The sequence below is a fragment of the Thioclava sp. JE_KL1 genome, assembly GCF_009296265.1.
GTDB lineage: Bacteria > Pseudomonadota > Alphaproteobacteria > Rhodobacterales > Rhodobacteraceae > Thioclava.
In genome coordinates this window covers 58,537-78,032 of the sequence record NZ_WBJS01000009.1, presented here as the reverse complement: position 1 = coordinate 78,032, position 19,496 = coordinate 58,537, and the positions used below count along the sequence as shown (strand labels likewise).

At 63.3% G+C, this 19,496-nt stretch carries 15 protein-coding genes and 1 other RNA gene; 5 read left to right on the top strand and 11 right to left on the bottom strand.

Annotated features, from left to right (window positions below; genetic code table 11):
- Positions 1-3: 3 nt before the first annotated feature.
- The 3 genes from F8R15_RS16935 to F8R15_RS16925 form a co-directional block, all read right to left on the bottom strand.
- Positions 4-2,220: a polysaccharide biosynthesis tyrosine autokinase gene (locus tag F8R15_RS16935; protein WP_253732711.1), complete on the bottom strand. Its 2,217-nt coding sequence runs from the start codon at positions 2,218-2,220 to the stop codon at positions 4-6.
- 61 nt (positions 2,221-2,281) lie between these two features.
- Complete coding sequence (locus F8R15_RS16930; RefSeq protein ID WP_152845375.1) at positions 2,282-2,728, bottom strand: low molecular weight phosphotyrosine protein phosphatase; 447 nt, start codon at positions 2,726-2,728, stop codon at positions 2,282-2,284.
- Between the two features lie 3 nt (positions 2,729-2,731).
- Entirely contained in the window at positions 2,732-3,889 is a 1,158-nt protein-coding gene (locus tag F8R15_RS16925; protein WP_253732709.1) for a polysaccharide biosynthesis/export family protein, read from the bottom strand.
- 414 nt (positions 3,890-4,303) lie between these two features.
- On the opposite strand from F8R15_RS16925, the gene F8R15_RS16920 reads away from it, so the two are divergent.
- Positions 4,304-5,362, top strand: a complete 1,059-nt coding sequence (locus tag F8R15_RS16920; protein WP_246832754.1) for a glycosyltransferase — start codon at positions 4,304-4,306, stop codon at positions 5,360-5,362.
- A gap of 462 nt (positions 5,363-5,824) precedes the next feature.
- Here F8R15_RS16920 and F8R15_RS16915 read toward each other — a convergent pair whose 3' ends face one another.
- From F8R15_RS16915 to F8R15_RS16900, 4 genes are all read right to left on the bottom strand, one after another.
- A complete protein-coding gene (locus F8R15_RS16915) occupies positions 5,825-6,160 on the bottom strand; it encodes a hypothetical protein (protein WP_078523295.1) in 336 nt (111 codons plus the stop codon).
- 99 nt (positions 6,161-6,259) lie between these two features.
- Positions 6,260-6,907 carry a YjbF family lipoprotein gene (locus F8R15_RS16910; protein ID WP_152845374.1) on the bottom strand — a complete coding sequence of 216 codons (648 nt, stop codon included), beginning with the start codon at positions 6,905-6,907 and terminating at the stop codon, positions 6,260-6,262.
- Positions 6,904-9,018, bottom strand: a complete 2,115-nt coding sequence (locus F8R15_RS16905; RefSeq protein WP_152845373.1) for a YjbH domain-containing protein — start codon at positions 9,016-9,018, stop codon at positions 6,904-6,906. Before F8R15_RS16905 ends, F8R15_RS16910 begins: the two co-directional genes overlap by 4 nt.
- Before the next feature lie 140 nt (positions 9,019-9,158).
- Positions 9,159-10,589 (bottom strand): mannose-1-phosphate guanylyltransferase/mannose-6-phosphate isomerase, encoded by a 1,431-nt coding sequence (locus F8R15_RS16900; protein WP_152845372.1) that lies wholly within the window; start codon positions 10,587-10,589, stop codon positions 9,159-9,161.
- Between the two features lie 196 nt (positions 10,590-10,785).
- Here F8R15_RS16900 and F8R15_RS16895 point away from each other — a divergent pair, with 196 nt between their 5' ends.
- The gene (locus tag F8R15_RS16895; protein ID WP_152845371.1) at positions 10,786-11,292 is read left to right on the top strand and encodes a transcription termination/antitermination protein NusG; all 507 of its coding nucleotides are present in this window, start codon (positions 10,786-10,788) and stop codon (positions 11,290-11,292) included.
- A gap of 23 nt (positions 11,293-11,315) precedes the next feature.
- Here F8R15_RS16895 and F8R15_RS16890 read toward each other — a convergent pair whose 3' ends face one another.
- The gene (locus F8R15_RS16890; RefSeq protein ID WP_152845370.1) at positions 11,316-12,728 is read right to left on the bottom strand and encodes a deoxyribodipyrimidine photo-lyase; all 1,413 of its coding nucleotides are present in this window, start codon (positions 12,726-12,728) and stop codon (positions 11,316-11,318) included.
- 206 nt (positions 12,729-12,934) lie between these two features.
- On the opposite strand from F8R15_RS16890, the gene F8R15_RS16885 reads away from it, so the two are divergent.
- Positions 12,935-13,987, top strand: coding sequence for a PotD/PotF family extracellular solute-binding protein (locus F8R15_RS16885; protein WP_152845369.1), 1,053 nt, complete (start codon positions 12,935-12,937; stop codon positions 13,985-13,987).
- 103 nt (positions 13,988-14,090) lie between these two features.
- Positions 14,091-15,272, top strand: coding sequence for a hypothetical protein (locus tag F8R15_RS16880; protein WP_152845368.1), 1,182 nt, complete (start codon positions 14,091-14,093; stop codon positions 15,270-15,272).
- A 19-nt stretch (positions 15,273-15,291) separates the two neighbouring features.
- Here the strand turns inward: F8R15_RS16880 and F8R15_RS16875 are convergent, their stop codons facing one another.
- Genes F8R15_RS16875 through F8R15_RS16865 form a run of 3 tightly spaced genes read right to left on the bottom strand, consistent with a single transcriptional unit; the run spans position 15,292 to position 19,009 of the window.
- Positions 15,292-16,302, bottom strand: a complete 1,011-nt coding sequence (locus F8R15_RS16875; protein WP_152845367.1) for a sulfotransferase family 2 domain-containing protein — start codon at positions 16,300-16,302, stop codon at positions 15,292-15,294.
- Positions 16,299-17,444, bottom strand: a complete 1,146-nt coding sequence (locus tag F8R15_RS16870; protein WP_152845366.1) for a glycosyltransferase — start codon at positions 17,442-17,444, stop codon at positions 16,299-16,301. The genes F8R15_RS16875 and F8R15_RS16870 overlap by 4 nt, the downstream gene beginning before the upstream one ends.
- On the bottom strand, positions 17,441-19,009 hold the full coding sequence (locus tag F8R15_RS16865; RefSeq protein WP_152845365.1) for a glycosyltransferase family 1 protein: 1,569 nt from the start codon (positions 19,007-19,009) through the stop codon (positions 17,441-17,443). The genes F8R15_RS16870 and F8R15_RS16865 overlap by 4 nt, the downstream gene beginning before the upstream one ends.
- A gap of 89 nt (positions 19,010-19,098) precedes the next feature.
- Here F8R15_RS16865 and ssrA point away from each other — a divergent pair.
- Positions 19,099-19,454, top strand: a transfer-messenger RNA (tmRNA) gene (ssrA, locus tag F8R15_RS16860).
- Positions 19,455-19,496 lie beyond the last annotated feature (42 nt).

Below are 19,496 nucleotides of genomic sequence, written 5' to 3'. Positions count from 1 at the left end.
CGCTCAGTCGTCGGATTTGTAGCTGTAGCGGTAGTTATAATGATATTGGTAATGGCCGCCATAGCGCTCACTCGCCTCGGCCTTGAAGCCGTTGAGGACCGCACCGGTGATTGAGGTGCCCGCCGCCTCGAAGCTAGCCTGCACCGCGCGCACCGCGCCCTGCATCGTCTCGAGATGGCGCGCAACCGCGATACTCGCCCCGACCGAGCGCCCGATCACCACCGGATCGGTCACGGCCAGCGCGGGCGGCGCGTCGACGATGATCAGATCGAATTCGCTGTCGAGTTGGCGCAGCATGGTCCCGAACTCGGCCCGCATCAGCAGTTCCGACGGGTTCGGCGGGTAACGGCCCGAAGTGATAACCTTCAGCCCCTCGACCGGCCCGTCGCGCATCACCTCGGCCAGCGATTTTTCATGGCCGAGATAGTCGGACAGGCCTTCAGCCGTTTTCGGCAGATGCAGGAAGCGCGCGAGGTAACCTTTGCGCATATCCGCATCGATCACGCAGACCCGCTGCCCCGCCTGCGCCGCGACCACGGCGAGGTTGATCGACATGAAGGTCTTGCCGACGCCAGGCGCGGCGGAGGTGATCTGAATCGAATTGGTCTGCGCATCCAGCAGCCCGAAATGCAGCGAGGTCCGCAAGGAACGCAGCGCCTCGGTCGCGACCGCCTCGGGATGTTCGAGCGCGAAGATCGGCAGATCGCCCTTGCGGTTGCGCAGATCGGCGGCTTCCTGTGCGAAAGGCACGGTTGCGAAGACCGGGAGGCCGAGCGCCTCGATCTCTTCGGCGCCCTTGATCCCCCGGCGCAGCGCGCGACGGACCAGCACGATGGCCGCGCCGATGATCAGGCCGAGGATCGCCGCGAGGGCCACGATCCGCGATTTGCGCGGCGCGACCGGGAGGGTGCTCGCATAGGCTTTGTCGATCACGCGGACCGAGCCCACCGTCGAGGCGCGCACGACCTTCAGTTCCTGCGAACGGTTCAGCAGCTGGGTGTAGACCTGCTGCGCCACTTCGAGATTGCGCTGCAGGTTGAAGATGTCCTTCTGCGTCTCCGGCAAACCTTGGGTCGCCTTCTTCGCCTGATCCAGCTGCGCCTGCAGCTCTTTGCGGTTCTGCAGCAGCGCCTGATAGGCCGGGTGATTGACCGTGTACTGGTTCTTCAGCTCCGCCTCTTTCAGATCAAGCGCGGAGAGTTCGCCTTCGATCTTGGTGACGCGTTCCAGCAGGGCCTGCGTCTCGTATTTGACGTCGACCGATTTTTGCTTCTGACGATAGGCATTCAGCGCCTGCTCCGCGTCGGACACGTTCTGGCGGGCGTCGGGAAGCTGCTTCTCGATAAAATCGAGGCTGTTCTCGGCGGAGGCCGAATTGCGCTCGATATTCTGCTCCACGAAGGAGGTCGCGATCGCATTCAGGATCGCTTCGGCCCGCTGGCGATCGGAGTCCTGATACGAGGTCTGAAGGATGTTCGAGCCGCGCGGGCTTTCGGAGACCGAGAAATTCGCCTTCATCGTCTTGATCGCAGCGTTGAGCGATTGCCGCCCGACGTAGAATTCCCGCCCGGCCGGGGCATCCATCGACGCCACGGCCAAGGTGAAATCGCCATCACGCGCCGTGATCTCATGACCCACCGTGCCAGCGAGATCGGTTCCGTCCGGCAGAGTCACTTCGTAGCTATCCGCACCGGTGACGCGCAGGTCGATCATCTCGCCCAGCCATTGCTCCGGCACCTTCATGCGCCCGATCTGAAGGCTCTCATTCCCCCATTGATACTGATCGAGCAGTCCCGGATCCGGCAAATGCAGATTGGTCGGCAGCAGTCCGATCACCGGCAAGCGCCGCGGGATCACGAAATTCTGCAAATTGAGCTTGTTGGCCGCCTCCCCCAGAACGAGCCGCGAGGACATGATCGCGATCTGGGTTTCCGCCTCCGATTTGCCGCCACCGTCGCTGCCGAGAATATCCTGCATCGAGGTCGGCAGCGCGGCCAGCGCGTTTTGCGATTGCTCGAGCTGCAGAAGCCCGGTGGCCTGGTATATCACCGGTTTGCGCAGCGCGACAAAGGCACCGAGGCTCACGGCGATGACGAAAGCCAGCGCGATCCATTTCCAGCCCGCCAGAAGCGCGCCGGCCAGCGCCATCAGGTCGATCTCGTCATCCTCGACTTCAGGCTGCGCGGCGTGTTTCTGCGTCATTTCGGAAATTTGCTTCATCTGTCCCGTTCAAACTCTCAAATGCTTATTCAAAACCGCGCCTATGCCGCCGTGACGCGGATCACCGTTTCGGTGCGAGCCGCGAGACCCATGCCTCGCTCGCCGCGGAAATCTCGGTGAAGGCCTTGCGATGGGCGTCGATCGGTTCCCGGTACGGGTCGGCGATCCCCTTGCCCCCCATCCACTGATCGAACAGCATCACCCGCCCGCCCAGTTGCGGCGCGCGGCGAGAGATCTCGCGCTTGTGGCCCGCCTCCATCACGAGGATCAATTCGTGCTCGGCGCCGATCTCGGCGGTGAACTGGCGCGCGACATGACCGTCGAGGCTCAGCCCGTGTTCCGCCGCGACTTCGCTCATGGTCTTGTCCGCGTTCGCGCCAACAACCGCGCCGATGCCCGCCGAGCTGACCTTGCAGTCCGGCAGGGCCGCGGCCAGAAGCCGTTCGCCCACCGGGGAGCGGCAAATATTGCCGACGCAGACGACGAGGATGGATCCGACTTTCGCCATGGATCAGTTCGCGAGCGCGGAGGCCGCGCGCGCCGTGCTCAGCGTCGGAAGAATGTTGGAGACGACGCGGTTCCATTTCGCGACCGGTGCGGTCGTGACATAGACGACGTCCTGCGGATGCAGGAAGAATTTCGTGCCGACCACGTAGGCCGCCGCGCTCGACGTATCGAGCTGGAACACGATCACTCCGCTCGGGCTGTCGCGGAACACGAAAACCCCGCGCGCATCGGCCTGATTGGTGTTCAGCCCGCCGACAGAGGTGACGGCTTCGGTGAGGCTCACGTCATCCTTGGTCAAGTCGATCGGGCCGGGTTTCACCAACTGCCCCAGGAGATAGGCTTCGAGCTTCGTCGCGCGCTGCACCGAGACGACATCGCCATTGCGCAGCACGGGGTTGTTCGAGGCGATGCCCTGGTTGAGGAAGGCTTGCAGATCGACCGCGTAGCTCCGCCCGCCACGACGAACGAGCACTTGGCGCGCATCGGCCGTCTCATTCAGGCCGCCCGCCTCGTTGATCGCATCAAGCAGCGTAAGCGACTTGGAGGTCAGCGGGATCCGAGCAGGCTTGCCCACCTCGCCGGTGACGGAGACGGTCTGCGAGTTGTAGCCCACGACGCGCACCGATACCTGCGGCGAGGGAATGAATTCCTTCAGCTGGCGCGAGAGATCGGCGCGCACCTGCTCCGGCGTGCGGCCCGCGGCGCGCACATTGCCGACATAGGGATAGTAGAAGGTGCCGTCCGAATTGACGCGCAGACCACCCTCGGCGGGCGTCCGGGTCGAGCCCGCGGGCGAGGTCAGCTCGGGATGCTCATAAACCACGATATCAAGCAGGTCGCCCGGCCCGATCCGGTAGTTCCAGTAGTCGCTCGAGGGCAGCGTCGTGCGTCCGCCGCTCAGATCGGACGGTGCGCCGAAGGTGGCCACATTGGCGAGGCTGAGCCGAACGATCGCGACATCGCCCGCCGCCGGATCCTCGACGGAACTGACATTGCGGGTGTTGACCGGGAAATTTGTGGTCGAGGTGTCGCAGGAGGCCAAAAAGAGCAACGCGCAAAGCGCCGCGAAAATCCTCGTCATTGCCCCCATCGTGCCCTCCTGAGCCTCGTTACCTATGCCTGTCACCCATTCCTCGGCCAAGGGACCTGAGACGGGCTTCATCTAGCGCCTCTGAATAGAGAAGCTGTCGCTGTTTTCAACCGCCCATTCATACTTCGGCATGAATCGCCCGCCAAACCGTTCAACCTTGTGGCGAGCAGCGCACAGCGTGAAACCGGATTGATTTCATCGCGTTCGTGACACCGTTCAGGCGACGCCACGTCACCCCGGACCTCACGTAGAGGTGATGAGGCGTTGTCGCGAATACTCGCCTAAGGCGTGTGAAAGGACGTTGACCCCCGGGAACAAAGTTAAGTATCTCTCTATCGACGGTATTCGTACGATTTTCATTATTTTTCACTCTATCGCGTTAGCAAAATATTAAGATTTGCCGCCGCGATAATGATTTTTATTGCCGGGGGGCAGTGTATGATTGGTCTTGAGTATGTTGTGACAGCTTTTGTTGCGTCGCTGTTAATGGCGGTCCTGATCGTTGCGACCAAGAGCTTTCACGGCAAACTCACGCTCGACGGCGATCATGGTGTCCAGAAAATCCACGCAGCTCCAACTCCACGCATCGGGGGCTTTGCGCTCCTCGCAGGCGCGTTGGCTGCGGGTCTGACGCTCGATGCGCAGACGCAGGCGCTCTGGTGGACGATCTGTCTTTGCGCCATTCCCGCCTTCGGCTCCGGCGCGATCGAGGACATCACCAAGAAAGTCTCCGCCAAGTGGCGCCTGATCGCCACCGTGTGCGCCGGGCTGATCTTCTGCCTCGTATCCGGCTATCATATTCATCGCTCGGATATTCCCGGCCTCGACTACGTGCTGCTCCACTACCCGGCCTTCGGCATCGCGCTCAGCGCCATCGCGATCGGCGGGATCGCCAATTCGCTCAACATCATCGATGGCGTGAACGGGCTCGCTTCCGGCTCCGCGATCATTGTTTTCTCGGCCTTCGCGGTAATCGCCGGGCAGACCAATGACGGACCGATCCTCGCGATTTGTCTGCTGATGATCGGCTCGATTGCTGGATTCTTTGTGATGAATTTCCCCTCCGGCAAGCTGTTTTACGGCGATGCCGGGGCCTATGCGACGGGGTTCGTGCTGGCGGTGATCGGTATTGTCCTTCCCGCCCGAAATCATGAGATTTCCCCGCTGATCGCCGTACTCGCACTCGCCTATCCGTGGATCGAAACCGTGGTCTCGATCCGGCGTCGCATGAAGCGGGACGGCACGCATCCTGGGGCTGCGGACCGCCTGCATCTCCACAGCCTCGTCTATCGCAGCCGCGCGAAACGAATCGCCGAGTCGCTCGGACGCCCGGAGATGCGCAATCCGATCACCTCGGTTGTGCTCTGGTCGCTCAGCTTGATCGCATGTTCCATCACTGTGCTCAGCGCGACCTCACCCGCAGCCCTCGGTGCAGGCGTGGGCGTGGTCTTCGTCTGCTACATGCTGATCTACCGCCGCGTCGCGCTTGGCAGCAAATTGCGTCGCGCGATGGCCACTTCCCGCCGTGAACGGGTAAAAATCTAACGCAAATAGGCCCTTATCGACTCGGGCCTCAAAGTGGCGCAGCGTGTCTGCGTGTATCTTTTCAGGTGGCGCCGAGCGCTGATTGGCGCAATGAGTCTTACCTATCCTGCGCGGATCGGCGCTCGTCACCACCTCGCCGGGGCCGTAGCCGGCCCAAGCGGTCCCTACCTAGCCACCTCGCGATACGGCGCTTCGTCCTGCATCGGTGCGACACTCTCGCAGAGCATCATCCACACCAGAGCCGCTAGAGGAAAAATTGCGAGTCCCGTAAGCATCGCGTGAATCCCCATTCACCTCATACCCGTCACAAATATGTCATATCACAGGATGCGCGAATCGGCATGAAATAAAGTTGCTGGAGCCGCTGTCCATTTGGACAGTTTCTCTGGCCTGACTTAGGTTTAGCCCGAATCAAAAAGGCCCCGCAGATGCGGGGCCCTTCTTATTCTCGGCTCGAACGGATCAGTTCGTGCCGTTGGTCCCGTTGGTACCACTGGTACCGCCGCCGCTGCCCATCGCAGCTGCTGCAAGGCCGACACCAATGATCACCGCTGCGACCGGGGTGGCGCCGCTAAGAGTGCTCTTCGTCGCCTTGGGCGTGCAAGTCACAGCGACGTTCCCGTCCGCGTTGTAAACGGCATCGGAAACGGCCGTTTCACAAACGTTATTGGCTTTTGCCCAAGCGACGAGCGCGTCATGGCTGAGATTGGCCGGCGCTTGCAGATCCTGGGCCGCACCCGGAAGGGCGCCAGCGAGAGTAGCTGCCACTGCAATGGCACCGGTAAAGAACTTCGTCATCGAAACCTCCGATTAGGTTGGGATAGGTAAGACGTGATAATCTTATATTAATCTTTTGGTGAACCATAGGGTTAATTAATCCCGAACGGTTCAACCGGCTTAGTTGAGCACACCAATCGCGATCTGCCCGACAGTTGGGGAAACCCATTGCCGCCCGGCTTGGATCCGTCCCTTTTCATCGGTCCAATAAATATTGGTGACGGTCATTTTCGGATTGCTGCATTTTTCTTCGTGACGCAGCAAATTCTGCCCCGCGAGGGTTTCGTTTCCGGCTGTCGTCATTTCGCAGCCAAGCAGGACATAATCGGAATGGTTCTCCGCCGTGAGGAAGCGGTAGGTCCGGCGATAGGCGCCGATCTTCGTCCCGCGAAGGGCGGCGAGCGTCGGTCCGGAATCCGCGGCCATCAGATCATCGCCTAAACCTCTGGTTGCAACCACCACGCCACGATCCACGGACACCGTGATGTCGTCATCCGTGCGCCAGGTCTCGACCGTGCCGTTACGCCCAGCCAGAGACAGGACCGCATTCGCATCGCGCGACGGGATGACCACTTCGAGCCCGCGCGCGGGAGCGGTCTGCGTCACAACCTTCACGCCGACGCCCTCGCCTTGAGCTGTAGCAGTCGGCGCAGTCGCGCCCTGCCCCGCGGAACGGCTGCCCGAGAGCGTCACGGTATTGCTCAGATTTTCGAGCTGCGCACAGCCCCCCAGCGCCAGCAGCGCCGCACCGTAAACGAGTGATCTCATCGCCAGAACCGCTCCCAATTGCCGTCAAAGGAGGCGGGCTGATCCTCGCGCACCATCCCGTAAAGCCGGTTGGACACACCCAGCCGCGCCCCGCCATCGCGCACGATCGGCTGAATCACGGTCGAATAACGTTGCTTCGTCGTTTGACCCGTCGCCCAGTGCAGCGGGATCGTGATCATGAAGCCCTTGTCGAAGGAGCCCTCGCCGAAATCTGCCGAGGACACATCGGTCTTCGTCGCATAGACGCCGACCTTCCAGCCATTGTCGAAAACGCGCGAGAAGCTCAGCGTCGCCCCCCAGTCGCCCGCGAGATACCGGCCCACATCGAGCTGCGTATAGAACTGGTCGGTGAACTGGTAATAGGCCGACAGATGGCCCGTCGTGACCTCGTAATCGCGCAGATCGAAACGCTGGTCATAGCCGCGCTGGCGCACCCGGTTGAGCTCAGCCCCGAGCGCGAGACGGCTGTGCTCGGGCGCCCAGAGCAGCTCGGTCGAGACGCCCGCGAACATCGGCTCCAGATAGCCCGCAGTCACACGCCCGAAGAGATCGCGACCGGGACGGAAGAAATAGGCCCCCGTCAGTTCGGGAACCGTGGGGCCGGAATTCTTGTAATAGAGCCACGCATCCGAGCGCACATGCGGCAGCACCGAATCCGAGGGCCGGTTCGCCTGATTGAGATTGCCGATCACCTTCTGGTTCACGCGCCCGGACAGCAGCAGGCCCGGTGCGATCTCGTATTGCGCATTGACGCTGACACCCAGATCGGCGCGCATCGGATCGTCGGGATCGAACAGGCCCGGGCGCAGATACGGCCCGACATTCCACGAAAAGCGGGGATAGGTCCCGGGCGCAACCGGAAGGTGAGCGGGCGCCCCATCGATCTGCGCATGGGCCCGCATCAGCTCGCCGCCGACCGGGTGAAATTCATAGGCCTCGAGATCGTCACGGCGGATCGTCGTGGTTGAGACGGGCTGCGAGTTTTCCGACAGGGTGATCGCGAAGCGGTCGACGCTCGCCGGGGCCTGCGCGCTCAGCACGCGGGCGGCGCGGCCGATCGCCTCGGGCGGCGCGTTGTAGCGATCGTTACGGATCTGGATCGCGAGGGTGGAGCCGCTGAGCTTCGCGCCTTCCAGCACGAGGCCTTGCTGCGCCAAGCCCGGGCGGAGCTTCGCCGCGAGATAGGCCGGATCGTTCGTCCAGCTTTGCGCCGCCTCGACGCCGGCCCGCGGCACGACCGGCGGCGGCGCGTCATTGAGCCCGCTCGGATGGGCGTTGTGTTTGGGGTTCAGCGCATAGCTCAACTGCACGCTCAGATCGGTGCCGTAGAGATAACCCGCCGTGATCGAGGCGTTGTCGCTGAGCTTGTATTGCGCGGCGATATTGATCGGAGATTTGCGATCGAAGGTCGGGCCGTCCTCGCGGGTATAGGCGTCGGAGGAATATTCCGCCATCAGACGCAGCCGATCGCTCGCCTGCCATTCGACGCCCGCAAACAGCGCCGCATCCCCGGTAAACCATTGCTGCGGCTGGAAAGTCCCGCCCTGCGCCCCAGTGCGTTCGCCGCGTGTCTTGAAGTGATCGCCCAGCACGCCCAGCGGGTTGTCGAACCCGCCGTTCGACCCGAGCCGCCCCCAGCCGATCCCCGCCGTCGCGCGCAGTTTCGGCGTGACCGACTTGGTCGCCACGACGTATTCGCCGGAATAGACACCGGTGCCAGTCATGTCGTTGATGCCAATGGCCATCGCGGGCCGAAGGCGGCCCTCGTCGAGGAAACGATACTGGATCGAGAAGCTGCGGTCGTAGAGCGTATCGCCGCCCATGTAGTTCTTGATCGTCGAATATCGGAAGCCTGCCGACAGGCGCGGTGTGATCTGGAACGCGGCCGAGACGCGGGTTTGTCCTGCGAAGGTGAAGACGTTGAAGCCCAGTTCCGCATCCTCGCGGCTACCGGCGACGGGCATGTCGATCAGACCGGGGATGCCATAGCTGTTATAGCCCCACGCGCGGTCGGCCGACTGCGCGCAGGCGGGACCAAACCCGAACCCTGCAAGCGCACTGCTCGCCATCGCGAGGAAGAGAAAACGAGAGCGGTAGGGGCGCACCAACATATGTGTAGAAATCCGGCTCGGTCACAATCAATTGGAGACCTAGCAGAGAGTCGTACTCCTCCGAAACGCGAATTCACGCTTTCTTAAGGAGCTGTCGCAGATTTGCACGGAGTGGTGGCGGCACACCGCCGAGTTGGCCGTTATTCGCCGGCCAAACGCATGTAGACGTCTTCGTAGCGGATGATGTCATCCTCGCCCAGATAGGCGCCGGTCTGCACCTCGATCAGCACCATCGGCAGCTTCCCGGGGTTTTCGAGCCGATGCGTCTCGCCGATCGGGATGTAGACGGATTCGTTTTCCGTCACGAGGCGGGTCTCGGTTCCCAGTGTCACCAGCGCGGTGCCTTGCACGACGATCCAATGCTCCGCCCGGTGGTGATGGCTTTGCAGGCTGAGCGCCGCGCCGGGCTTGACCGTGATCCGCTTCACCTGAAAACGATCACTGAGCACAAGGCGTTCGAACCAGCCCCAGGGCCTGTGATCGCGTGGAAAATCCGTGGCTTGCGCGGCGTTTCGCGCCTTGAGCGCGCTGACCGCCGCCTTTACATCCTGCGCCCGCGAGCGATGCGCGACAAGCACTGCATCGGGCATCGCCACCGCGATTACGTCCTCAAGCCCGATCCCGACAATCTCGATACGCGGATCTTCGGAGCGCAGCAGGCTGTCGCGACAGTCAATCGCCGTCGCAGGCCCCGAGAGCGTCATCCCATCCGGGCGTGTCCCCGGATTCGCACGGCGCACCGCTTCCCAGTCGCCAAGATCGGACCAGCGCGCCTGCACCGGCATGGCGGAGACAGTCTCTGCCCGCTCCATGATCGCGTAATCGATAGAGATGTCGGGGGCGTCGCTCCATGCCTCCGGATCGAGGCGTAGAAACCCAAGATCGGTGCGCGCCGCGGCAAGGGCCACTTCAACCGGAGCGAGAACCGTCGGCGCATGAGTTTGGGCTGCGGCGAGAATTGCGCCTGCCGAAAACAGGAACACCCCGGCATTCCACAGGTAATCCCCGCTCTCATACATCGCGCGGGCCTGCGCGATGTCGGGTTTCTCGATGAACCGGAGCAAAGGCACGACGCCCTGCGCATCTGCCTCGCGACCGGGTTCGAGATAGCCATACCCCGTTTCCGCGCGGTCGGGTGTGATGCCGAAAGTCACCAGCCGCCCTGCCCGCGCCGCGGGCTCCGCCGCCGCGATCGCGTGCCGAAACGCGTCTGGATCGGCGATGACATGATCCGACGGAGCGACCAGCATCAGCGCCTGCTCTCCTGCCTTTTGCGCTACCCAAAGCGCGGCCGCGAGTATGGCGGGCGCGGTATTGCGCCCCTCCGGCTCGAGCATCACCGCACCCGGGTCGATCCCGGTATCGGCAAGCTGCTCGGTCGCGATGAAGCGAAAATCGGACTGCGTCAGGACCACGGGGGGCGCGAAACCCTCGCCTGACAGCCGTTCGGCCGTGGCCTGAAACAGCGTCTTTGGGCCAGTCAGTTCTGCGAATTGCTTGGGAAAGCTGCGCCGGGACAGTGGCCAGAGCCGCGTGCCCGATCCGCCCGCGAGAAGAACCGGAGTGATCATGTGCATCCTCCCCAAATCAGGGGCAGATTTTCTGCCCGGCACGAGCCTGGCACAGGTATCCCTAACGCAAGGTTAACTTCACAAAGGACAACCTAAGCGCGCACGTTTTCGCGCAGGTTCGCCTTGCTTGATTGACTTTCCGCGCCCGATCCCTCAGCCAATACGGGCGTAATTCGATTGAACAGAAAGCCCTTTCATGACCGATCAAAGCCCGGCCCGCGCGTGGCATGTGGCCCAGTTCAAGCCCAACAGTGCCGCGATCGCCCGGCGTAATCTGGAGCGGCAGCGGTTCGAAATTTTCCTGCCGATGGTCGAGACGACGCGTCGCCAGTCGGGCAAGTTCGTGACCCGCAGCGCACCGCTCTTTCCGGGCTATCTCTTTGTGCGCGAACAGGAGAAATCGGCGCGTCTGGGCGCGGTGAACGGCACGCAGGGGATCACGCGGCTCGTGGCGCTCGCGGGGCGCCCGACACCGGTTCCCGATGCGATGATCAAGGCGCTGCGCGCGCGTTGCGATATGCAAGATCAGCTGCAGCCACTGCCGGATTACGCGCCCGGCGACGAGGTCACGCTGGCGACCGGCCCCTTCGCGGATTTCGTGGCCACAGTCGAAAAGGTCGATGCCGAGAAACGGGTCTGGCTGCTGCTGGATTTCATGGGCCGCGAGACCCGGATCAAGGCGACATCCGACGCCTTGATCTGAGGCCCGCGAACTAGCGCGACAGCCTAGTCTTTGTGCTGCTCATACGCTGCCAAGGCGCGCGCGCGCCCCTCTTTCAGATCGATCAGCCGCTCGGGATAATCCTGATCCGGAGATAGTTGCCAACTCTCTGGGACCGCTTCGAAATAATCCGTCGCCGTATCGGGCGGGCTGGCCTGACCCTCGGCGATTAAATCCTTCCGGTAACGCCCGTCCTTGTCGAATTTTTCGAGCTGCGTCTCGGGATTGAACACGCGGAAATAAGGCGTCGCATCCGGCCCGGGCCCGGCCACCCATTGCCAGCCCATCGCGTTGCTCGCCGGGTCCCAATCGATCAGGCAATCCTCGAACCAGCGCAAGCCCACCCGCCAATCAGTCATCAGATGCTTGCTGAGATAGGAGGCCACGATCATGCGCGCGCGGTTATGCATCGTGCCGGTGACATACATTTCGCGCATCGCCGCATCGACGAAGGGCTCCCCGGTCATGCCGCGCCGCCACGCCTCGGCGTCGTTATTGTCGCGCCGCCAGTCGAAGCCGTTCCACTCCTCGCGCCAGTTGCGCTCTGCCATGTCGGGCCAGTGGAAGAACAGATGCCACGCGAATTCGCGCCAGACGAGCTCCTTCAGGAAGGTCTCGGCGCCTTGATTGCCCTCGCTCATGTAGCGATAGCCGGCGTGCCAGATCGTGCGCGGGGAAATCTCGCCATAGGTCAGGTTTTCCGACAGGCCCGAGGTGCCGCCCGAAGCGGGCACATCGCGCTGCGTCTTGTAGTCCGAGAGGCGATCGCGCAGGAAATTCGACAGACGCGACTGTGCGGCACGCTCGCCGACATTCACATGCTTCGCCACGATGGCCGCGCCGCGCCGCATTGCCGCGCCCATCTTCCAGTCGTCCAGCTTTTCACTTTCAGGCCAAGCAGTTGGAGAACGTAGTTCAGACACTGTCTTAGCTTCCGGCGGGATATCCGTGCCCTTCACCGCGTTCCAATAGGGCGTGTAGACCTTGTAGGGTCCGCCCGTTTTCGTCTCGACGGTCCACGGCTCGAACAAGAGGTGCCCGGTGAAGCTTTTGGCCTCGACCCCCTCCTCGGAAAGCGTGGATTTCACCTCCGTATCGATGTCGCGGCCCGGCTTGTCATAGCGGCGCGACCAATAGACCGCGCCCGCCCCCGTCTCCTCGATCAAGGTGCGCAGGACCTTCAGCGGCGCTCCTTTGCGCAGCATCAGCTGGGATCCTTTCTCCGCGAGGCTGTCCGCGAAGGCCTCCACGGCAAGCCCGAGCCGCCATTTCGCCGCCGCCCCCAAGGCTTCGACCTGGTCGTCATGGATGAAAACCGGGATCACCGGCGCACCGGTCTTCGCAGCCGCCGCCATCGCCTCGTGATCGTGGAATCGAAAGTCGCGCCGCAGCCATAACAGGACGGGGGTGTCATTCATGCTCGTCTCCTTTGCCTCCCTTTCCCTACGCGCCGCGCCCGATCCGGTTCAGTCGCGCCCAAATTTTCCGCAACGCCCCTCCGCGTCGAGGCTTTTCCACACTTTGCCGCAGGGCTCCTGCCTATCTGCCGTGCAAATGCCTCTTGCGAGGGCGAAAAAGCCGCTCTAGCGTTTTCACAAAACGAACACAAAACAGGGAATATGCAATGAAGACTTCTGCTCTCCTTCTGGCGGGGATTGCCGTGGCCGCGCTGAGCGCCCCGGCCCGCGCCGCCGATCCGGACCTGACCATCTTCGATTGGGCCGGTTTCGAAATCCCCGGCCTTTTCCAGCCTTACATCGATAAATACGGCGACAGCCCGACCTACGCTTTCTTTGGCGATGACGACGAGGCCTATCAGAAACTTGCTTCGGGCTTCAAAGCAGACGCGGCGCATCCCTGTTCGCAGATGATCTCGAAATACAAGGATGCCGGGCTGATCGAACCCTGGGACGTCTCGAAGATCCCGGAATTCAAGAATATCGACCCCAAGTATCTGAATTCGAAGATCTTCGTCGATGACGACAAGAACGTCTGGTATCTGCCGACCGACTGGGGCGCGACCGCGATCGCCTACAACCCCGACAAAGTCCCGGCCGAAGACGTGGCGAGCCTCGATGTCTTCGTGAACCCGAAATATGCAGGCCGCACTTCGCTGCCCGACAGCTCGGATGACGTCTGGGCGCTGGCCTATCTCGCGACCGGCGTGACCGACTGGACCAATGTCACCGACGAACAGTTCCAGGCCGCCGCCGACTGGCTGCGCGAGGCCAACAAGAACGTCCAAAGCTACTGGACTGACCCCTCGCAGCAGGCCCAGCTGATGGCTTCGGGCGAGGTGCTGGTCGCGTGGTCGTGGAATGACGGCGTCGCCTATCTGCAGGACGACAACTACCCGGTCGCCTTCCAGCGCGAAGCGAAAGAGGGCTCGTCGACCTGGTTCTGCGGTTTCGTGAACCTCAAGGATGGCCCCGGCTCCGAAGAGAAGCTCTACGATTTCATGAACGCATGGCTGCGCCCCGAGGCGGGCCCGGTTCTCGTCGACGAGATCGGCTACGGTCACACCAACACTGAAGCGATGAAGCTGATCCCGCCGGAGCAGCTGGAAACGGCGGGCCTGACCGAGATCAACGCGCCGATCCTCGCCCAGACGCCGAACTCGCCGGAACTGCGCGAGAAGCAGCTCGCCGAGTTCGAGAAAATCAAGGCTGGCTTCTGATCACTGCGCCGAATAGATCACAGCGAAGGGCCGCGTCTGACGCGGCCCTTTTTAATTCCCCCTTCTGCGCTAGCTGCGTCCAACCGACCATTTGAGACAGGCCATGATACTCGACGCAGCCATTCTCCTTCTCGCCCTGATCGTCCTTGCCGCGATGTTCCTGCCTCAGCTGCGCGACCGCCCGAAATGGCGCGCGATGGTGACCCCGCTGGCCTCGATCATTGGCTCCGGCTTTCTGGTACTGGGCCCGATTTTGGAGGTCCGCTACGGCAGCTTCGCCCCGCTCGCGATGGCGGCTTTGTGTGCTCTGGGCTGGTTTTTCGGGGCGGCGGTGCGCGCCAACATCCGCGCCGAGGAGGTGCCCGACACCGCCGTGATCAAACGTATCGAAGAGGTGGCGCAGCTGGCGCTCGCCTTCGCCTATGTCATCTCGGTCGCCTATTACCTCAATCTGTTCGGGGCCTTCGCGGTCTCGCTCACGCCGTGGAACACGGATTTCGCAGCACGCGCAGTGACGACGACCATGCTTGCGATCGTGGCAATCGCCGGGTTCTCCGGAGGGTTCAAACGGCTCGAGCAGATGGAATATGCCTCGGTCGCGCTCAAGCTCGCGATCATCGCCGGGTTGATCCTCGGTCTCGCGGTCTATTTCGGCAAGGTGGCCGTCGCCGGCGATCTGGTGGTCGATGCGCCGACGCTGGGCCCGTGGGACTCGCTGCGGCTGCTCTTCGGCCTGATCGTGACCGTGCAGGGGTTCGAGACCGCGCGTTATCTGGGCAAGAGCTACGATGCCGACACCCGGGTCGCCGCGATGAAATGGGCGCAGATGCTCGCAACCGCGATCTACATGGTCTATATCGCGCTGCTGGCTTACATCTTCACGCCCAACGCCCATAACCTGACCGAGACCGCGATCATCGACATGATGCGCGTCGTCGCTCCGATCCTGCCCGCGATGCTGGTGGCCGCAGCGCTGGCGGCGCAATTCTCCGCCGCCGTGGCCGATACCGGGGGCGCGGGCGGACTGATCGCGGAATTCTCGCGCGGGAAAATCCCGCAAAAAGCGGCCTATCCGGTGTTGATCGGCGCCGGGATCGCGCTGACTTGGACGACCGATCTGTTCCAGATCATCTCCTACGCGTCGCGCGCCTTCGCGGGCTATTACACGCTGCAAGCGGTGCTCGCCGCGCTGCAGACCGAGGGCACGAAACGCTACGCGTTCTGGGCGCTCGCCGCTTTGGGGGTTGCGATCACACTTCTTGGCATTCCGGCCGAAGGCGACTGATCGGCCGGGCAGCTGCGGCTCAACTCTCGGCAAGCGCCTGCGCATGCAGCCGTGCATCGAGCGCGTAATAATCGCCGATAAAGCCGCGAATATCGTCTGTCAGGAACGCCTCATAGGGCGGCATGCGCGCGCCCATCCACTCTCCCGGAAGCGCATCGGAGAGATCACGGGACGGCCGCCCGCCCGCCTTTTGCGCGGCATTGGTCAGCCCCAACCGGATGTCGCGAAGCTCTTCGGGCAGGCGATCCCGCAGGAAGCTCTCGAAACTCTCGATCTTCTCCAGCGCGAACAGCCGGTCCCAGCGGCGATTTTGCAAGTAGCTCCATTGCGCGGCCCAATGGCTGTCCTGCGCCTCGCGCGCGGTGGCGTTGATGTAGAAACAGAGCTGCCGAAAGCTCAATCCGCGTTCGATCATCATCCGGTCCGGATCGCCCCCGCCCGCGAAAAACGCATAGACCGGGCGCGTATGATGCAGCACCGAGTCCTGCGTTCGATTGCGTCCGAACTTGTCGCAATAACAGCTGACCAGTCGGTCGACGGGATCGCGCAACAGCGCGACCGAGACCCAGTCCGGCGCATGATCGACCCGGTCGCGTGCGGCAAAAGCCCAATGGCGCGCCTGCATCCGGCTTTGCCCGGAATCGAGCCAGTAATGCGACATGCCGGGTTCGGGCCGCCCGTCGCCCACAAGCCGGAGCGCCCAGTCCTTGACCGAGGTATTGGCGACCTTCGCAATGGGGCAGAAAACGGCGCGCGCAGGTGCGATATACAGCATCGCGCCGTCGTATTGGCTGCGATCGTGATCGCGCAGCAGCCGCGCCTTGCGGCGATATTCCTCCGATCCGCGCAACTCCCGCTCGACATCGGCGACCGACGCGCGCTGCTCCTTCAACGCGCTCTGCGCCGCCTCTTTCGCGGGGCGACCGAGATAGGCTTGGAACAAGGTGTCGATCGCGGCGGGCGTGGCCTGCGTCTGCGCGGCGAGATCGGGATCAGCAAAGGCGACGCGGTGCGGAGGTAGATCTTTCATGCGGCAAGACTTTCATAGCGGGAGATCAGCGGCGCGAGCTGCGCGGGCCAGCCATATTGCGCGACCTCGTCCGGGCGGCGCTCCGATCCGATCGACTTGGTCATGGCATCGCGCAGCAGACGGCGGAACTGCTCCGGGTCGTCTGCGACATGCACGCCGCTGAGGCGTTCCGCCTCTTCGAACCCGCGCATCGCGGGGCGCATCGCGACGACAGGTTTGCAGGACATAAGCGCCTGGGCGGTCTTGAGATTGGTACCGCCGCCCTCGGTGATCGGCAGGCATATGGCGCGGGCGTGATGCAGAAGACCGTTCAAGGCTTCTTCCGCCACCACGCCAAGCGGCGCGACGAATTCCGCATTCATCTGCGCATAGCGGCGGAAGCGGTCGTCGGCGGTGATCAGATGGGTCATTCCGCCTGCCACGGCGAGGCGGCTGCGCGGCGGCAGGAAGCCGGGAATTTCGCCGAAAGACGCCCAATAGCCACGCGCATTCGGCGGATGGGCGGAGCCCGCGACAAGCGCGTAGGGTCCGTCTAGCGGCGCGGACGGGACCGTTTCGGGATCGGGCGCCCAGCAGCCGTTTGGCGCGACAACGACCTCTGCCGCGCCCGGCAGACCGGCAAAATGGCGCGCATCGGCCTCACAGACGGCGACGGTGAGATCGGCCCTCGCGACGAGCGCGGACTCGAGCGCCTCAGCCTCCGCGCGCCAATGCGGATCGATCAGCGCGGCCTCAACATTATGCGCGGAATAGATCAGCCGGGCGCGGCGCAAGACCGGATCGCGGTCTAACGCCTCGGCGAATAGCGGATAGAGCCACGGATGTTCGAATTGCACCGCATCGGGGGCGAAGTCGCGCAGTTCCCTGATCAGCCCTTCGATCAGCGGATGATCTTTGAGCGTGTCGGAGATATGAAGATCCTCGCGGCGCTGCGGATCGTGGAGACGCGGCAGCAGCGCCTCCGGCACCGCCGTGCGGCGCTCATCGGGCGAGCCGTCGGGATAGCCGCGCGTCGAGTCGATCGGGACATAGCGGAAGATGTGGCCCGCCGCGCGCGCCTGCCGGGCGATAGCCGCGACCCGGCGCTGGCCGCCATGCAGCGGGCGGTGGATCGGGTAATGACCGAAAACTGCGATCTTCATGCGGCATCCTCGCGATAGGGGATCGGCTGGCGCCACTGCTGGGTCCACGCAGGGTCGCGCGTGGAGATGTCATCGCCGGCCGCGTCGAACCCGGCGGTGAGCGCCTCTCGAAAATCGGCCCATCGATGCGGCGTGAACCGCTCCGCTTGCGCACAGGCCGCGCGATAGGCTGCCTCGTCCTCCATCAGCGCCTCGGCCCGGGCAAGCCACCGCTCGCCCTCGAGAAGCCCGATCGCCTCCGCGCAGCCCTCCGCCGCCTCGATCAAGGCGGGCGCATCCGATGTCAGACAGGGTTTGCCATGCAAAAGCGACTCGACAACTGGTAGCCCCCAACCCTCGTAATGGGACGGGTAGATCGTGTAGCGGCAATGCGCATAGAGCGCCTGCAACTCGGCGTCGTCGACATCATCGAGGATGCGGATCGCGCCATGCGGCAGGCCGGAATCCGCGCGCACCATTTCCAGAAGCGGGCCGATCGACCAGCCGGGCTGTCCGACCCAAACCAGCGGCATGATATCGTCGCGGCGCGCAGCCAGTTCGCGCCAGAGCCGATAGGCGAAATCATGGTTCTTGCGCGGCTCCTGCGTGCCGACCATCAGAACGTAGGCGCCAGGCTCCAGATCGCGGTGCGCGAAGAGGCCCGCGAGTTCGGTGGCGGGCGCGGTCTCGCGTAGCGCGTCCGCGCCAAGCGTCACGACGCGCACTTTCTCTGGCTCCAACTCGGGATAGCCGCAGCGGGCGGCATGGGCGAGCAGATCGCGCCGCGTCACCTCCGAATTCGTCCAGACCCGATCCACACCCCAGAGCATCCAGTGCAGCGCGGGCGGAAAGGTCTTGCGCGTCGTGGGTTCGGCGACATGCCCCCAAAGGATCGGGATCAGGTCATGGATGTAATAGCTCAGCCGCCATCCATGAGCGGTCCGCATCTCGTAGGCGGCCCGGTAGCGCGCATCGCCCCAGAATCCACCGGCAGAGACATACTCGCCCACCTCTTCCGGCGCGATCCGATTTCGGTCCGCGCAGATCTGGTCGTGGACCGTATGCACCAGCCCGTAATGCGCCCGGTGATTGAGCGCATCGAGCGCCCGGATGCGCGGTGCGATCCCCGGCGCAACCCGTTCCAGAGCCACGAACCCACGGCGCATCAGGGCATATTCCTCCCCGCTCAGCCGCAGCAATTCCTCCGCCACGGCGCTCTCGCGGCGCACGCGGGTCTCGGCCTCGTCGTATCGCCCGCCCTGCCCGACCGCCCGCACCCTGCGCCGGGCGCGCCAGAGAAACCGTCCGATCCGCGCCCAGGAGCGCCAGCGCCGCGGCGCGGTGAGCGCGCGTGATGGCACTTCTGGCTGACAGCCGTTGCGGAAGATGACCTCCTCGAAGATCGCCTGCGGAATACGGCAAAACCCACCGCGTGCCGCGTCATAGATCGCGGGCACCGCGCGCGCCCCAAACCTGGCCGCAAACGCCCGCCAGACCTCGTGCTCCACCCGCAAGATGCCCATCGGCCGCCAATGGCGGAACTGATAGCTTGTGCTGAGATCGATCAAGATCGTCTTGTCGCTCATCGCGCCCCTCCTTGGTCAGTTCTTGGCCCGACTCGAGCTATAGCGCGCGGCTAGTTCACGTCCGGTTAATGCACATCATGCGCGCGCGACGCCTTGAAGGCCCCCGATCTTCCCCCTATATTCCAAGACGTTCCCGGCAACGGGGACTATGGGCATAAACGCGCATGAAATAAGCGGATCGGACCCGGGGGCGGTACCCGGCGGCTCCACCAATCAACCCTCGTTGGGGGAGAATGGGGCCGAAATAGGATCGACGAACGTGTAAAGATGTTTGCTTTGTCCCGGTGAGCTACCACCGTTATCGGTGCGATTTGTACAGTTGCCAACGACAACCGTGCTCCGGTCGCTCTGGCTGCGTAAGCAGCTCGGGTAACCGAAACTTAACTCCTTGCGCTTAGCCGCGTAAGGCGGGGCCCGCAGGAGCCTTGCAACAGAATCCTGCACTTTCCCCCCTCTTTTTGCGATGCGACCGGCGTTAACCGGTTTG

Coding starts and splice junctions, on each gene's coding strand:
- F8R15_RS16905 (WP_152845373.1), bottom strand. CDS start 9,018: ATGTTGGTGCGCCCCTACCGCTCTCGTTTTCTCTTCCTCGCGATGGCG.
- F8R15_RS16935 (WP_253732711.1), bottom strand. CDS start 2,220: ATGAAGCAAATTTCCGAAATGACGCAGAAACACGCCGCGCAGCCTGAA.
- F8R15_RS16900 (WP_152845372.1), bottom strand. CDS start 10,589: ATGATCACTCCGGTTCTTCTCGCGGGCGGATCGGGCACGCGGCTCTGG.
- F8R15_RS16890 (WP_152845370.1), bottom strand. CDS start 12,728: ATGAATGACACCCCCGTCCTGTTATGGCTGCGGCGCGACTTTCGATTC.
- F8R15_RS16915 (WP_078523295.1), bottom strand. CDS start 6,160: ATGACGAAGTTCTTTACCGGTGCCATTGCAGTGGCAGCTACTCTCGCT.
- F8R15_RS16885 (WP_152845369.1), top strand. CDS start 12,935: ATGAAGACTTCTGCTCTCCTTCTGGCGGGGATTGCCGTGGCCGCGCTG.
- F8R15_RS16870 (WP_152845366.1), bottom strand. CDS start 17,444: ATGAAGATCGCAGTTTTCGGTCATTACCCGATCCACCGCCCGCTGCAT.
- F8R15_RS16925 (WP_253732709.1), bottom strand. CDS start 3,889: ATGAAGCCCGTCTCAGGTCCCTTGGCCGAGGAATGGGTGACAGGCATA.
- F8R15_RS16865 (WP_152845365.1), bottom strand. CDS start 19,009: ATGAGCGACAAGACGATCTTGATCGATCTCAGCACAAGCTATCAGTTC.
- F8R15_RS16930 (WP_152845375.1), bottom strand. CDS start 2,728: ATGGCGAAAGTCGGATCCATCCTCGTCGTCTGCGTCGGCAATATTTGC.
- F8R15_RS16895 (WP_152845371.1), top strand. CDS start 10,786: ATGACCGATCAAAGCCCGGCCCGCGCGTGGCATGTGGCCCAGTTCAAG.
- F8R15_RS16875 (WP_152845367.1), bottom strand. CDS start 16,302: ATGAAAGATCTACCTCCGCACCGCGTCGCCTTTGCTGATCCCGATCTC.
- F8R15_RS16880 (WP_152845368.1), top strand. CDS start 14,091: ATGATACTCGACGCAGCCATTCTCCTTCTCGCCCTGATCGTCCTTGCC.
- F8R15_RS16920 (WP_246832754.1), top strand. CDS start 4,304: ATGGCGGTCCTGATCGTTGCGACCAAGAGCTTTCACGGCAAACTCACG.
- F8R15_RS16910 (WP_152845374.1), bottom strand. CDS start 6,907: ATGAGATCACTCGTTTACGGTGCGGCGCTGCTGGCGCTGGGGGGCTGT.